Below are 14,354 nucleotides of genomic sequence, written 5' to 3'. Positions count from 1 at the left end.
AGCGAGCCTGCTCGCGATGGCGTCGGGTACATTCAACATCTGCATGACAGACACTCCGCTATCGCGAGCAGGCTCGCCCCCACAGAGGGTTCTGGGGTGAGCTGCAGCTCGTTAACGTGTCAGCTAACAAGCGCTAACACCGAATAACTGGTGGTCGACACCGCAAGGCATCACCCTTGAGGCTCACCACTGCCAGGGACAACAGGTCCATCCAACTGTTGCGCCTGGGCAGTGACCCAATGACTCAAGAGGGGTTCGATCATGACCGAAGGCTGCCGCGATAGCTGGCTGTGCAGAACCGACCGTCTGGGGAACGATGAACTGTGTGCGTTGATGGCCAAGGTCGCCAAACACGGCCCGCGGGCTTCACAGCAGCTGCTGGCAACAGTGAAGCCGCTGCTCAGCGCCTTCTACGAGGGCCAGGTACAAGCCGGGCGGGCCAGGCGTGAAGAAGTCGACGGTCTGATCCAGGAGGCTTTCATGGCGCTCCAGCAACGACGGGCAGACTATGACCCCGGCGTTCCGTTTCGCGCATGGCTGATCGCGATTGCCCGGGAAACCTTGCTCTACCGCTGGCACAACCAAGGCCGCGATGCCGGCGTTGCAGCCCCCCTCAACGAAGCCGGCAGAGCGGTCTGACTCGCGCCTCGCCGTCCTCCTGATCAGGAAATGCCGATGATCAATATCGAAAAAGTGCTTTACACCAGCCATACGTATACAACAGGCGGTCGAGAAGGCGTTGGGCGTAGTGACGATGGTCGACTGGACCTGCTGTTATCCCCCCCAGGCGCGCCTGGAGCCGGCACCAACCCGGAACAACTCTTCGCAGTCTGCTGGTCAGCCTGTTTCCTGGGTTCCTTGCGTCACGCCTGCAACGCTCGCAAGATCCAGTTCCCGGCCCGCGCAGCCGTCAATGCGCAAGTTGATCTGGTCCATGGCGAACACGGTTTTTTCCTGCAAGCCCGGCTGGCCGTTTCGCTGCCCGACATCGAGCCCGATACCGCACAGGAACTTGTCGAGGCTGCCCACCAGAACTGCCCGTACTCCAAAGCCACCCGCAAGAACATCGACGTCACTCTCACCATCGTCTGATTACCCAGCGCAGGCCCATCCTGTCACACCCGGCTAACGGGACGGTCGTACTTGAACGTTTAATCAAAACACCTATCATGCAGACTCGCCTGTAAGGACAGTCGTACAGCAAAACACCATCCTATTTCTAGAGAGTCCTTCTTGTGGAGTCAGCCCCGGACGACCTGCACGAATCGTTGAGCCTGCAACTTGCCTTCGGTCCTTTCTGCGTGACGCCGGGCAAGCGATTGCTCACTAAAAGTGGCTCCACTGTGGAAATCGGCGGACGAGCGCTGGACTTGCTCATTGCATTGCTCGAGCGTCCCGGACGGGTATTGTCCAAGCGCGAATTGATCAAGCGGGTCTGGCCCGATATCGTGGTCGCGGAAGGCAGCCTTCGTTTCCACATGACGGGGTTGCGTCGAATCCTCGGGGATGGAGAAGACGGGGCGCGCTATATCTCCACCCAGGTGGGTGTCGGCTACGCCTTTGTCGCGCCCATCGAACGGCTCCAGTCCGGCGACTCCGCCATCTCCTCTGTCACGTCCGCCCAAGCCGGCGGCAAACGCTTCATCAGCACGGTTGGCAACTTGCCGGCCCGCGCCAGGCTGATCGGTCGGGACGACGATGTGCAGAGGGTTATCGACCGCCTGCAAGAGCCCAAGCTGCTCACCATCGTCGGGCCTGGCGGGGTCGGCAAGACCAGCCTGGCCGTTGAGGTGGGTCACAGGCTCGCTGCCGACAACGACGACCCGGTACGTTTTGTCGATCTCGCTCAAGTCGAGGACGCCACGCTGGTGCCCTCTTCGCTCGCCGGCTCCCTGGGCATTCCGGTGCAGGCCGAAGACCCGCTGTTCGTGTTGCTCGCGCACCTTCGAGCCCGCAAGCTGGTGCTGATCATCGACAACTGCGAACACCTCATCGATGCCGTTTCGGCCGTTGTCGAACAGATCAGGGCGGCGGCGCCCGGCGTGAGCCTGCTGGCGACCAGCCGCGAACCGCTGCGTACCCTGGGCGAACACGTACATTGGCTAAGCCCCTTGGACTTTCCGGGCGAGACACAGGCGCTGAGCGCCGATGAACTGTTGGGATTCGCGGCGGTGAAGTTGTTTGTCGACCGCGCCTCGTCGGGCAATCCTTCGCTGTTTCTGGAAGCCGGCAACGCGCAGATGATTGCCGACATGTGCCGACGTCTCGAAGGCATGGCCTTGCCTATCGAGCTGGCTGCCGTGCGTGTTGCCAGGCACGGCCTGCACGCCACCCACGCCCTGCTGGGCGAGCGTTTTTCCCTGGGCTGGTCCGGACGAAGGACGGCGCTGCCACGCCATCAGACGCTGCGCGCCATGCTCGATTGGAGCTACGCCCTGCTCTCGATGCAAGAGCAACTGGTGTTCGATCGCCTCGCGGTTTTCGTAGGACCGTTTTCCCTGGAGGCAGCCTCGCAGATTCTCACCGACACCCAGATCGACTCCCTCACCGCGGTCACGACGCTGGATGAACTGGCCTCCAAGGGCCTGGTCAGCGTTGATCACAGTGACGCGATGGCAACCTATCGCCTGCTGGAAATGACCCGCGCCTACGCGCGCGAGAAGCTTGTGGCCCGGGGCGATACCGAGGCGCACGCGCTGTCGTTCAGGCACGCGGCCTACTTCATGGACTTGCTCGGTCGGCTCGGCAGCACCCCCGATGAAATATTCGAGCAGTCCTCGCGACTCGCCAGCCAGCTGGGCAATATCAGGAATGCGCTGGAATGGAGTTTCGGCCCTCAGGGCGATCCAGGGCTGGCGTTGCCCCTGGCCGCCGCGAGCGCACCGTTGTTCTTGCATTTTTCGCTGATGGTCGAGTGCCGCACCTGGTGTTCACGGGCCACCGAACTGCTTGAGTTGGGTTACTTCGGGACACCGACCGAAATGGAATTGCAGGCCGCCCTGGGCCTGGTGTTGATGTTCACTCGGGGGAACAGCGAGGCGGCACACAAAGCGCTGCTCAGGGCCCTGGCCATTGCCGAGGGGCTGGGCGATCACGAATCCCGGCTGAGGCTGCTCGGACGCCTGCAAATCTTCTCGGAGCGCATTGGCGACTTCCCGTCATCGCTGGCCTGGGCCGAACAAGCCGTCGCCGTGGGCAACCTCATCGGCACACCCGAGGCCATCGCCGTGGCCGCCTCGCTGGCCGGTATTTCCCATCACCTGCTCGGCAACCAGACGCTGGCGCGGCGGGAACTGGAAAAGTCCCTGCGCAACAGCCTGCCGTCGGAACGCAGCAGCACCGTTCATTATGGTTTCGATCATCGCAACCGCACCGGGCTGGCCCTGGCGCGGACACTGTGGTTGATGGGGTTTCCCGATCAGGCCCGGCGCTGGGCCGAGCAGGTCGAGGCAGAGGCCGCCGCGTTGGACCACCCGGTGACTTACTGCATCGCCTTGGTCTGGACACTGTGCATTTACATCTGGACGGGGGACCTGGAGAAGGCCGCCAACGGCCTTGAGACCTTCAGGAAAACCGCCGAGGCCAATGCGCTGGCCCCTTATGTAGCAGCGGCAATGGGCGTGCAAGGGGCTATCGCGATCCGTGCCGGGCAACCCGGTAACGCGGTGGCCTTGCTGGAGGAAAGCCTGGCGCGGCTGCGAGGCATGCGTTACGAACTGCTGACCACTTCGTTCGAGACGTCCCTGGTCGAGGGCCTGGTCCTGAGCGGCCAGTACGAGAAGGCGTCGGCGCAGGTCGAGGCCACCATCCGCCACTGCCGCCAGAGCGGCGACGCCTACGCCCTGCCAGAACTGCTTCGGATCAAGGCCGCTATCCTCAAGACACTGGGCCCAGGCAATCCCGTTGCGGTCGAAGACACGCTCAATGAATCGATTGCCCTGAGCCAGCGGCAAGGCGCCTTGTCGTGGGAACTGCGGTCCTCGATGGATCTCGCCACTTTGTGGCTGGAGCAGGCCCGGGTCCACGAGGCCAGGAACCTGCTGGCGGCGTGCAACGAACGAATGTCCGAAGGGCATGACACCCTGGACGCGCGCCAGTTGCAAGCTCTGTGGCAAAGGACGCTGGCATCACCGGGGCTCAGCTGAGCGCCAGGGTCAACTGGGCATCCATTTTCACCAGGTCAGCCAGGGAGCGGGCCTTCATCTTGCGCATGACCTTGCCTCGATGGGCCTTGACGGTGATTTCGCTGATCCCCAGTTCCGCCGCGATGACTTTGTTCATGCGCCCCGTGACAACCATGGCCAGGACCTCTTGCTCACGGGGAGTCAACGTTGCGTAGGCTTCTCGCAGCGCACGCAGGTCCCCCTCGCGACTCAAGGCGGTACGGCTGCCTTCCAACGCATCGGCGATGGCGTTGAGCAGCACTTCGTCGTCGAACGGTTTGGTCAGGAACTCCACGGCGCCGGCCTTCATGGCACGCACCGAACGCGGCACATCGCCGTAGCCGGTGATGAAGATGATCGGGATCATGGGCCGGTCACCGGCAATCGCATTCTGCAGGTCCAGCCCGCTCAGGTCCGGCAGGTTGATGTCGAGTATCAGGCAACTGGGAACCGCAGGCCGGGGCTGGGCAAGAAAGGCCTGGGCGGACTCGAACAGTTGCGGTCGCCACTGGGCGTGACCGATCAGCAATTCCAGCGACTCGCGCACGGAAATATCATCGTCGACGACAAACACGATGGGCGTGTTGTCCATCGCCGAGCCGCGACGCTCGGCGCCAGCTCTATTGTTCGCGCTCAACACGCTACCTCCTCCAGTAGTCGTCATTGGCAGTCAACTGACCGGCAACGCAGCGCTGAGCGCCTTGAGCAGCGCCTCCTCGCTGAAGGGCTTCATCAGGCAATCCACTGCGCCCTGGCTTATCAGGTGTGCACATCGGGCCGCATCGCCCAGCGCCGTGATGAAGATGATCGGGATGTTGAAATGGCGCAAGGCGAGTTCCTTTTGCAGCTCCGGACCCGACATACCCGGCATGGCGACGTCCAGTATCAGGCAGTGGGTCTGGCTGGGATACCCGGACGAAAGAAACGCCTGGGCCGACGAAAACGCCTGGACCGCAAAACCGAATTCCTTGAGCAAGTCCGGCAAGGCTTCCCGCACCGATTCGTCGTCATCAACCACCGATACGAGCAAAGGCTTATCCATTGAAAACCTCTCTGGTGGGCTCGCAATCCCTCTCGGCACCAGGCTCGCGGACGCCCTGGATGACTTCGGCTGGATCACGCTGGCCTTTGCAGGGAATGGAAAAACGAAACGTTGCGCCCGGTCCGATATCGTTCACGCAGGCCCAGATCCTTCCGTTGTGTTTTTCGATGATCGAATGACTGACCGACAAGCCGATCCCCATGCCCGAACTCTTGGTTGTGTAGAAAGCACTGAACAGGCGCTCCGCGTCCTGGGGATCGAAGCCGACGCCGTTGTCCCTGACGTCGAGATAAACGTGATCGTCCTGCAGGCCGGTACTGACCTGCATGCGCCGAGGCCGGTCGGTCATCTTGCTCATCGCCTCCTTGGCATTCAGGATCAAGTTGAGAATCACCTGCTGCAACTGTACGCGATCACCGCGGACTGGCGGCAGGGCGTCAGCGAATTCGGGATGCAGTATCACCGCGCCTCGCTGCAACTCGCCCAGCAACAGCGCGATCACCTCCCGTGCGGCTTCGTTGATGTCGACGTCTTCAATCGCGATGCTTTTCTTCGAAAACAGCACCCGCAACCGATTGATCACATCGGAGGCGCGGTTGCCATCCCGGATGGTACGCCGTGCGGTTTCCAGGGCGCCGTCTACATTCGGTGGATTGGCGCCGAGCATGCGCAAGCAGGTGCTGGCGTTGGTGATGATGCCGGCCAGCGGCTGGTTGACCTCGTGGGCAATCGACGCGGTCAGCGCACCCAGGCTGGCAACCCGGGCCAGATGAGCCAGCTCCGAGCGGACCTTGCCGAGCGCCGCTTCGGAAAGACGCCGCTGGGTCACGTCCTGCAACGCGGCGATGTACTCCAGCCGGCCCTCCCCGTCCCTCATCGCATGCGCCACCAAGTGGACATGTTTGACGGTACCGTCAGGTAACTGCAGCCGATGTTCATGCTCGAAGTCCTGACCTTTTTGGCGCTGGTGCCTGATCATCTCCTTGTAGGCCGAGATATCGTCCGGGTGGATGCGGGTGTAGATGAAATCCAGCGTGGGCGTCACACTCGGATCCAGGTCGAGTATCCGATAGATCTCCTCGGACCAGGTCAGCTCATCCGAGCCGACGCGCCACAAGAAGGTGCCCGTCGAACTCAGCCGTTGCGCCTTGGCCAGGAACGCCTCGCTCTGGCGCAGTGCCGCCTCGCCCCGTGCCCGATCGATGGCAATGCTTGCAAGGTGAGTGATCTGGGCGATCAGGGTCTGCTGCAGGGGGCCAGGGGCTGTCGATTCGGGATGCAGGATCGACAGAACTCCTGTCACCTCGCCGTTGACGGAGGTGATCGGCGTCGACCAGTTCGCTCGCAAACCATTGGCCAGGGCAGTCGAGCACCAATCTTGCCAGCGCGTCTCACTGGCCAAGTCGCAGCAAATCACCTGTTCGTTGCGGATCGCAACCAGCGCGGCGGGACACGCGTCCGCATCCGCCACCCGCCCGTCGAGGCCTGCCACCAGGCTCGCCGGTATGCTCGGCGCAGCCCCTGGCAATATCCGTGGGATGGCTTCCTGCGTCGGATACGGGTGCTTGCGGTCGACTTGCACGATGCTGCACACGCAACCGTCGAGACTCGCCTCGGCCAATGCGCAAAGTGCTTCGAGAATTCGTTTGAGGGCGGAACCTCCGGCGATCATGCCCAGCAGGCGTTTCTCCCCGGCCAGCAGCATTTCGGCGCGTTTGCGATCTTCGATATCGGTGTTTTCCCCGTACCAGCGCGCCACCTGGCCCGACTCATTGCGCTCCGGTACCGCCCGGATCAGAAACCAGCGGAACGTGCCGTCGAAGCGACGCAACCTGGCCTCGAATTCACCCGGTTCGCCCGTTGCCAGCGCTTTCCAGTAAGCGGCCAACGCACCGCCGTCATCCGGATGAATCGCGGCCATCCAGCCGGTACCGCACGCGTCTTCCAGCGCGATACCGGTGTAATCGCACCACCGCTGGTTGAGAAAGCTGACATTGCCATCGGGCGTGGCGCTCCAGACAAAACCGGGCACCGCGTTGATGATGCTGCGCAACCGGGCTTCCGAGGCGCTGATCTCGGCCAGCGCCTTGGCGATCAGGGCCTTGTCGCGCTTCTGCTCGTCGATGTCGATGGTGATGACCCACCAGCGGGTGATGCGACCGGTCTCATCCCGCATCGGCATGCCGTTGGCGATGAACCAGTGGTAGGCGCCGTCCGCACGACGGATGCGCAACTCGGCGCGAAAGGGATTACCGGTGGCCACCGCCTGAGCCCAGCTGTCGATGATCCTGGGACGGTCCTCGACGTGAATGATCTCACTCACGGCCCACTCCTTGAGCTCTTCAAGGGTGGCGCCCATGTATTCCAGGTTGTGGATGTTCACGCATTCCAGGTCCCCGCTGGGGCTCATCAGCGAGACCAGGGCCGGAATGCTGTCGATCATCGTCCGCAAACCGGGCTCGGCCATGCAGGCGGGCTGGGCGACCGCACAGTAATCCTCGATGTCGGTACAGATTCCACACCATTTGCGGACGGCTCCGGCCGTATCGGTCAACGGGCTCACGCGCACGACGAATCGGCGATAAACCCCATCGGCCCGTCGCAGGCGTGCCTGTATGCCCCGTGGCTCATCACCGTTCAGAATTGCGCGCCAGCATTCGAACACCTGCGCACGGTCGTCGGGATGGACGGCGGCATGCCAGCCCTCTCCCATTGCCTCCTCGCGATTGCGCCCGGTGTACCGGCTCCAGTACTGATTGACATAGTCGACGCCGCCATCGACACGGGCCGTCCAGGCCATGCCTGGCAGTCCGTCGATGATGCTGTCGGGTTCGTTATCCATGCCGGTTCCGCTCTGTAATGGCCCTTCAGAGAGCATGCCCCCGGTGCTGGGGCCCGCCTATCATACCTTGGTGTCACACGCGCCGATCAGTGTAGCGCCGGGCATGGGAAACCGACCAATACCAACGTGTAATCGCCCTTTCAGCAACACCCTGCTCTGATTAATCCTGGCAACCGACACCGTCAAAAGGAACGGCATTTGCGAGACAGGACATCAGCCTCAGGGCAACAGCATTCGGCCGCCAGTTCGAAGGCGATGGGTCAATGGACGGTCGTCGGCCTGTGCATGCTGTTCAATGTGATCAACGGCCTGGCGACCCTGGCCACGGCCTTCGTGCTCCCCAGCCTTTCGGCGGAATGGGCGTTGAGCGGTTTCCAGCAGGGCCTGTTGCTCAGTGCAAGCCTCATTGGAATGGCCAGCGGATCGACATTCGCCGCCCCCATGGCGGACCGTCATGGTCGTCGTCCCTTGCTGCTGGCGAGCCTGTTGCTCAGCGGCACGACCATGCTGCTGTCATTCTGGTCCCAGGGCTTCTGGTCTCTTGAGCTGTTGCGCACCCTGACGGGGATGGGTGTAGGGGCGACACTCGTCGGCGCCAATGTGCTGACCCATGAATGCACCCACCTGCACCGGCGAGAGCTGGCCATCTCGCTTCAGTCCGTGGCCTTCGCCTTGGGCGTGTCCTTGGGTGGCCTGCTGGCGCATGCGTTGAACGACGCCGTCGGATGGCGCTACGTATTCCTCGTCGGAGGTGCCTTTACCCTTGCGACCGGCTTGAGCGGTGCACTGTGGCTGCGTGAGTCCTTCGAATTCCTCGCCGTGAAAGCCTCCCCCGTCCAGCCGTCAGCCCATCGGCCTGCCTCGGATGCCGGGCGTGGCCTTCGGCGCGATTTCTGGTCGAGGCAGTGGCGCGCAACCGTTTCGCTGGCGACGGCATTCTTCCTCGTCATGTTCTGCTTCTACTTCGTTGTGAGCTGGACACCGACACTGCTGGTCCAGACGGGGGCTTCCGCAACCCACGGTATCCAAGGTGGCATGCTGCTCAATCTGGGCGGCATGCTGGGCGCCCTGCTCCTGGGACTTGCCGCGAATCGCTTTGGCAGCCGTCGTTTGCTGCTGGGCTGCCTGCTGCTGAACGCAGGGTTGATGACCTTGCTGATGCCCGCCATCCAGGTGTTGAGCCTGTCCATCGGCATGGGGTTTTCCATTGGCCTACTGCTCAACGCGGCCATCGCCGGCCTGTATGTCCTGGCGCCGCAGACCTACGGCACCGGAGAACGAGCCAGGGGCGTCGGTCTGGTGCTCGGGTTGGGCCGCCTGGGCGCGATCCTGTCACCGATTGTCGCCGGCGCTCTGCTGGATGCGCACTGGAGCGCACAGGCCTTGTTCACGTTTTATGCCGGCAGCCTGCTGTTGGCGATGCTGGCCATCGCCTGGGGACGCGGTCGGCGCCGTGACTGACACCTAGGTGCAATGGCCCGCCCGGGAGGCTTTTGGTGAGATGGATTTTCCAATTTCAACCAGGAGAATCCCATGCCCGCTTCGACCCGTTCCGACAATGTGCTCTATACCGCCCATGTGGATACCACCGGTGGCCGCGACGGCCATTCGCGCAGTGATGATGGACGCCTGGACGTCCAGCTTTCAAGCCCTGGTTCGTCACGGGCCGGTACCAATCCTGAGCAACTGTTCGCGGCCGGTTGGTCCGCTTGCTTCGAAGGCGCGATGCAGTTGGCCGCTCGGCGCCTGAAAATCAAACTGCCGGAAAATCCGTCCATCGACGCACAGGTAGATCTGTGCCTGGCGGAAGGCAGCTACTTCCTTCAAGCGCGTTTGAAAGTCAGTGTCCCCGGAGTAGACCGGGAGTCTGCCCAGGCGTTGCTCGACGCCGCGCACGAGACCTGCCCCTACTCGAAATTGTCGCGTAACAACATCTACGTCGAAATCACCCTGGCCTGAGTGAGCCAGGACAGGGCGGCGCCGCATGATGACCGTCAGCGGCGTTGCCCGATCACCATAAGGAGCAGACGATGAAAAAACTCACGACAGCCGCCGGTGCGCCGGTGGTCGATAACAACAACTCACAAACGGCAGGCCCCAGGGGACCGATGCTGCTCCAGGATGTATGGCTGCTGGAGAAGCTGGCGCATTTCGACCGCGAAGTCATTCCCGAGCGCCGTATGCACGCCAAGGGTTCGGGTGCGTTCGGAACGTTCACCGTGACCCACGACATCACCCGCTACAGCAAGGCCAGCCTGTTCTCCCACATCGGCAAGACCACCGATGTGTTCGTCCGGTTCTCAACCGTTGCCGGCGAGCGTGGCGCTGCCGACGCCGAGCGCGACATCCGCGGGTTCGCCATCAAGTTCTATACCGATCAAGGCAACTGGGACCTGGTGGGCAATAACACGCCGGTGTTCTTCCTGCGCGATCCTCTGAAATTTCCCGATCTCAATCACGCAGTCAAGCGCGACCCGCGTACCCATCTGCGCAGCGCCCGGAACAACTGGGATTTCTGGACACTGTTACCCGAAGCCTTGCATCAGGTCACCATCGTGATGAGCGACCGTGGGCTGCCGCAATCCTATCGGCACATGCACGGTTTCGGCAGCCACACGTTCAGTTTCATCAGCCCGGCCAATGAGCGCTACTGGGTAAAGTTCACCTGGAAAACCCAACAGGGCATCGTGAACCTGAGCGACGAGCAGGCCGCTGCGGTGATCGGTAGCGACCGCGAAAGCGCGCAGCGCGACCTGTACACCAGCATCGAGAACGGCGAGTTTCCGCGCTGGAAACTCTACGTCCAGATCATGCCGGAAGCCGAAGCTGGTACTTATCCGATCAACCCGTTCGACCTGACCAAAGTCTGGCCACATCGGGATCATCCGCTGATCGAGGTCGGCTTGCTGGAACTCAACCGCAACCCTGACAATTACTTCGCCGACGTCGAGCAAGCCGCCTTCAACCCGGCCAACGTCGTCCCGGGCATCAGCTTTTCGCCCGACAAGATGCTGCAGGCGCGGTTGTTCTCCTATGGCGATGCGCAGCGCTATCGAGTGGGCGTCAACCATCACCAGATTCCCGTGAACGCCCCCAGATGCCCGGTCAACAGTTTTCATCGCGACGGCGCCATGCGTACTGACGGCAATGCCGGCAGCACCCCCGGCTATGAGCCCAACAGTCATGCTGAATGGCAGGAACAACCAGACTTTCGCGAGCCGCCACTGGCTTTGCAAGGTAGCGCCGGGCATTGGAATCATCGCGAAGACGACGACTACTTTTCCCAACCCGGCGCCCTGTTCCGGCTGATGGACCCTCGGCAGAAACAGGCACTGTTCGACAACACCGCACGTTCGATCCAAGGAGCTTCGGCCGACGCCAAGCAGCGTCATATCCATCACTGCACATTGGCCGACCCGGCGTATGGAGCAGGTGTCGCGCTGGCGATAGAGGCGTTGGGCTGACACAGCTCAAAGGGAGAGAGTCGTGGGAGCGATGGCGTTCAGCGACCGGGACACCGCTATCGCGAGCAGGCTCGCTCCCACCCTGATTTCTGTCTGTTCACAACATCGAGAATGCCCCCAATTCCCTGTGGGAGCGAGCCTGCTCGCGATGGCGGCAACACAGTCAACATCAATGCAACTGCCCCACCGCTTTCGCGAGCAAGCCCGCTCCCACCCTGATCGCGGGCCGGTCACAACATCGAGAATGCCCCCAACTCCCTGTGGGAGCGAGCCTGCTCGCGATGGCGGCGTCACAGTCAACATCAATGCAAACTGACCCACCGCTTTCGCGAGCAAGCCCGCTCCCACCCTGATCGCGGGCCGGTCACAACATCGAGAATGCCCCCAATTCCCTGTGGGAGCGGGCCGGTCACAACATCGAGAATGCTCCCAATTCCCTGTGGGAGCGAGCCTGCTCGCGATGGCGGCGTAACAGTCAACATCCATGCAAACTGACCCACCGCTTTCGCGAGCAAGCCCGCTCCCACCCTGATCGCGGGTTGGTCACAACATCGGGGACTGCCCCGATCCCCTGTGGGAGCGGGCTTGCTCGCGAAGACGGCAGCACAGTCAACATCAATGCAAGCGGACCCACCGCTCCCACCCTGGACCTGCGGTATATGCGATAGACCAAACGCCGTAATCAGGCCAGGTAACCACCATCGACGGTGAGACTCGCACCGGTAACGAACGAGGCATCGTCGCTCGCCAGGTAGACAGCCATGCCAGCAATTTCATCCGCTGTACCCAGGCGTCCCAGCGGGACCAGGCCGATGACGTGTTCCAGATAAGGTGCATCAGCCGGATTCATATCGGTAGCGGTCGGCCCGGGCTGGATGTTGTTGACGGTAATGCCCCGCGGGGCGAAGTCCAGGGCGAGGCCGCGGACCAGGCCGGTGAGTGCGGCCTTGGTCATCGAGTAGGCGCTGGATCCGGGAAAGCCGGTGCGCTCCCCCGTTACGCTGCCAACGGTGATAATCCGGTCTCCGCGATTCATCACCTTGGAACATGCCTGGGCGGCGATGTAGATGGCGCGCACGTTTACCGCATACATGTCGTCAAATGCCTGGACACTGAAATCGTCCACCGACCCGAGCCCCAGGATCCCGGCGTTGTTCACCAGGATATTCAACGCGCCAAACTGCGCCACGGTGGAGCTCACTGCACGCTCGATGTCCTCCGGGACCTTGCTGTCCGCCTTGATCGCCAGGACCCGGCCACCCTCCTGCTGGATGCTGCTGACGAGCGCCTGGGCTTTCGCTTCGGATGCCGCGTAGGTGAAGGCCACCGTGGCGCCTTCCCTGGCCAGGCGACGGACCACCGCGGCACCGATGCCGCGAGAACCGCCGGTCACCAGGGCGATCTTGCCAGTGAAGCGTTGCGATGTGATGGTCATTTTTTCCAACCTTTCAATGGAGTAATCGAAAGCCCATCCACGCATCGGGAGTCGATGCGTGAGCGGAACCCTCTCAAGGCGCAGAGCTCACTTCGCCGCGGCCGCTTCCTCGATCAACCGGGCCACCGGCTCCGGATGGGACACCATCACCACATGGGAAGCGCCCTTGACCACCTTCACGTCCCTGGCATCGGCACGCTTGGCCATGAACGCCATGGCTTGCGGTGGAATGTTCTTGTCCTTGTCGCCGTAGATGTACCAGGACGGAATGTGTTTCCAGGCCGGCGTGCCCGCCTGCTCGTTCAGTGCCGCTTCGGTCACCGGACGCTGGTTCGCCGCCATCAAGGCCGCCTGCGCGGCAGGGACGTCGGCGGCGAACTGGTCATGGAACTTGCCCTGCTGGATGTACAGATCCTTGCCGCCATCGGCCAATACGACAGGTGCCGCCAGGGTTGGGCCGAGGGTGCTGCCGGGGAACTTCCCAGCAAGCCCGGCGACGGTTTCCCCCGCCTCGGGGGCGAAGGCGCTGACGTAGACCAGTGCTTTTACGTTGGCGTGGTCATTGGCCGCTTCACTGATGACGTTGCCGCCATAGGAGTGGCCGACCAGCACCACCGGCGTCTGGATACTGCCCAGCAGCGCCGAAACCGCGGCGCCATCACCCTTCACGCTGCGCAAGGGGTTGGCGGCGGACACCACCGTGTAGCCATCCTTCTCGAGGATTTTCACCACGCCATTCCAGCTCGACGCATCGGCAAAAGCGCCGTGCACGAGAACGACGGTGGGTTTCACTGTCTGCGCCGAGGCGTTGGCGCCGATGATCAGGCCGGCCGTGCAGGCCAGTGCGGCAATGACTTTTTTCATGGAAAACTCCTTGGATACCTGGTTTATGGAGCGAGACGCGTAAAGACAAAATCATGGTTCTGCACCCGCGCCTGGTGGCAGGCGAAACAGGTCTGGTGCTGGGCCTCGTCGGCGGGCTTGCCGTTGATAAAACGCCCAAAGCCCCAACCGCCGGTTGACGCATATTTCTTTGAGTCCTTGACCATCACCTGGACGGTGGTGGCCGCTCCAGGAATCGACGCCGGCTCGAACTCCGGTGACTGCACGTGCTTCCAGGCCAGCTTCACCAGGACCGTGCCGTCGGGAAACGGCAGCGTCGCGTCCTGGTAAGCCTTGATGGCGCGGTCATTGCCCAGCACCGCGCGAAGCTCGTTCAGCGGCTCGGCTTCTTGCGCCGGCGCGATCAGCGCCCACTGGCGATAGCCATCGGGCAGCTTCACTCCGTAGATCGGTGATGCTTCACCGCTGCCGGCATCGCCCAAGGCAACGCCGGCAGTGATCAACGCCGCCGATGCAACCGCGACGGATGCCGCCAGATGCTTGAGTTTCATCGTTGCGCTCCTTC

Annotated in this window: 12 protein-coding genes; 6 read left to right on the top strand and 6 right to left on the bottom strand. The window is 62.5% G+C overall.

Annotated elements, in window-relative coordinates:
• Positions 1 to 261 precede the first annotated feature (261 nt).
• From LOY35_RS12895 to LOY35_RS12885, 3 genes are all read left to right on the top strand, one after another.
• Positions 262 to 639, top strand: a complete 378-nt coding sequence (locus LOY35_RS12895) for a sigma factor (RefSeq protein WP_258632989.1) — start codon at positions 262 to 264, stop codon at positions 637 to 639.
• A 36-nt stretch (positions 640 to 675) separates the two neighbouring features.
• The gene (locus LOY35_RS12890) at positions 676 to 1,092 is read left to right on the top strand and encodes an organic hydroperoxide resistance protein (RefSeq protein WP_258632987.1); all 417 of its coding nucleotides are present in this window, start codon (positions 676 to 678) and stop codon (positions 1,090 to 1,092) included.
• A 143-nt stretch (positions 1,093 to 1,235) separates the two neighbouring features.
• Positions 1,236 to 4,145: a helix-turn-helix transcriptional regulator gene (locus tag LOY35_RS12885; RefSeq protein WP_258632985.1), complete on the top strand. Its 2,910-nt coding sequence runs from the start codon at positions 1,236 to 1,238 to the stop codon at positions 4,143 to 4,145.
• Here the strand turns inward: LOY35_RS12885 and LOY35_RS12880 are convergent.
• The 3 genes from LOY35_RS12880 to LOY35_RS12870 form a co-directional block, all read right to left on the bottom strand.
• Positions 4,138 to 4,755, bottom strand: a complete 618-nt coding sequence (locus LOY35_RS12880; protein ID WP_258633590.1) for a response regulator transcription factor — start codon at positions 4,753 to 4,755, stop codon at positions 4,138 to 4,140. The genes LOY35_RS12885 and LOY35_RS12880 overlap by 8 nt on opposite strands.
• Positions 4,756 to 4,833: 78 nt before the next feature.
• Positions 4,834 to 5,205 (bottom strand): response regulator transcription factor, encoded by a 372-nt coding sequence (locus LOY35_RS12875; protein WP_258632983.1) that lies wholly within the window; start codon positions 5,203 to 5,205, stop codon positions 4,834 to 4,836.
• On the bottom strand, positions 5,198 to 8,047 hold the full coding sequence (locus LOY35_RS12870; RefSeq protein WP_258632981.1) for a PAS domain-containing protein: 2,850 nt from the start codon (positions 8,045 to 8,047) through the stop codon (positions 5,198 to 5,200). Before LOY35_RS12870 ends, LOY35_RS12875 begins: the two co-directional genes overlap by 8 nt.
• A 255-nt stretch (positions 8,048 to 8,302) precedes the next feature.
• On the opposite strand from LOY35_RS12870, the gene LOY35_RS12865 reads away from it, so the two are divergent.
• The 3 genes from LOY35_RS12865 to LOY35_RS12855 all read left to right on the top strand — a co-directional run bounded on the left by LOY35_RS12865 (position 8,303) and on the right by LOY35_RS12855 (position 11,511).
• On the top strand, positions 8,303 to 9,508 hold the full coding sequence (locus LOY35_RS12865) for an MFS transporter (protein WP_258632979.1): 1,206 nt from the start codon (positions 8,303 to 8,305) through the stop codon (positions 9,506 to 9,508).
• Positions 9,509 to 9,580: 72 nt separating this feature from the next.
• Positions 9,581 to 10,006 (top strand): organic hydroperoxide resistance protein, encoded by a 426-nt coding sequence (locus LOY35_RS12860; protein WP_258632977.1) that lies wholly within the window; start codon positions 9,581 to 9,583, stop codon positions 10,004 to 10,006.
• A gap of 71 nt (positions 10,007 to 10,077) precedes the next feature.
• A complete protein-coding gene (locus tag LOY35_RS12855; RefSeq protein WP_258632975.1) occupies positions 10,078 to 11,511 on the top strand; it encodes a catalase in 1,434 nt (477 codons plus the stop codon).
• 682 nt (positions 11,512 to 12,193) lie between these two features.
• On the opposite strand, the gene LOY35_RS12850 is transcribed toward LOY35_RS12855, so the two are convergent.
• The 3 genes from LOY35_RS12850 to LOY35_RS12840 form a co-directional block, all read right to left on the bottom strand.
• Entirely contained in the window at positions 12,194 to 12,940 is a 747-nt protein-coding gene (locus LOY35_RS12850; protein WP_258633588.1) for a 3-oxoacyl-ACP reductase family protein, read from the bottom strand.
• A 93-nt stretch (positions 12,941 to 13,033) separates the two neighbouring features.
• Positions 13,034 to 13,810, bottom strand: coding sequence for an alpha/beta fold hydrolase (locus LOY35_RS12845; RefSeq protein ID WP_258632973.1), 777 nt, complete (start codon positions 13,808 to 13,810; stop codon positions 13,034 to 13,036).
• 23 nt (positions 13,811 to 13,833) lie between these two features.
• The gene (locus tag LOY35_RS12840; RefSeq protein ID WP_258632971.1) at positions 13,834 to 14,340 is read right to left on the bottom strand and encodes a cytochrome P460 family protein; all 507 of its coding nucleotides are present in this window, start codon (positions 14,338 to 14,340) and stop codon (positions 13,834 to 13,836) included.
• Between the last annotated feature and the right edge of the window lie 14 nt (positions 14,341 to 14,354).

It is taken from the genome of Pseudomonas sp. B21-028 (genome assembly GCF_024749045.1).
In the GTDB taxonomy this organism is placed as follows: Bacteria; Pseudomonadota; Gammaproteobacteria; order Pseudomonadales; family Pseudomonadaceae; genus Aquipseudomonas.
The sequence above is the reverse complement of the archived record's forward strand: the minus strand, read 5'-3'. Positions and strand labels throughout refer to the sequence as shown.

What these genes read in the sequence shown, in the direction of transcription:
- LOY35_RS12895 (WP_258632989.1), top strand. Translation starts at nt 262, where the DNA reads ATGACCGAAGGCTGCCGCGATAGCTGGCTGTGCAGAACCGACCGTCTG.
- LOY35_RS12890 (WP_258632987.1), top strand. Translation starts at nt 676, where the DNA reads ATGATCAATATCGAAAAAGTGCTTTACACCAGCCATACGTATACAACA.
- LOY35_RS12880 (WP_258633590.1), bottom strand. Translation starts at nt 4,755, where the DNA reads ATGGACAACACGCCCATCGTGTTTGTCGTCGACGATGATATTTCCGTG.
- LOY35_RS12875 (WP_258632983.1), bottom strand. Translation starts at nt 5,205, where the DNA reads ATGGATAAGCCTTTGCTCGTATCGGTGGTTGATGACGACGAATCGGTG.
- LOY35_RS12870 (WP_258632981.1), bottom strand. Translation starts at nt 8,047, where the DNA reads ATGGATAACGAACCCGACAGCATCATCGACGGACTGCCAGGCATGGCC.
- LOY35_RS12865 (WP_258632979.1), top strand. Translation starts at nt 8,303, where the DNA reads ATGGGTCAATGGACGGTCGTCGGCCTGTGCATGCTGTTCAATGTGATC.
- LOY35_RS12860 (WP_258632977.1), top strand. Translation starts at nt 9,581, where the DNA reads ATGCCCGCTTCGACCCGTTCCGACAATGTGCTCTATACCGCCCATGTG.
- LOY35_RS12855 (WP_258632975.1), top strand. Translation starts at nt 10,078, where the DNA reads ATGAAAAAACTCACGACAGCCGCCGGTGCGCCGGTGGTCGATAACAAC.
- LOY35_RS12845 (WP_258632973.1), bottom strand. Translation starts at nt 13,810, where the DNA reads ATGAAAAAAGTCATTGCCGCACTGGCCTGCACGGCCGGCCTGATCATC.
- LOY35_RS12840 (WP_258632971.1), bottom strand. Translation starts at nt 14,340, where the DNA reads ATGAAACTCAAGCATCTGGCGGCATCCGTCGCGGTTGCATCGGCGGCG.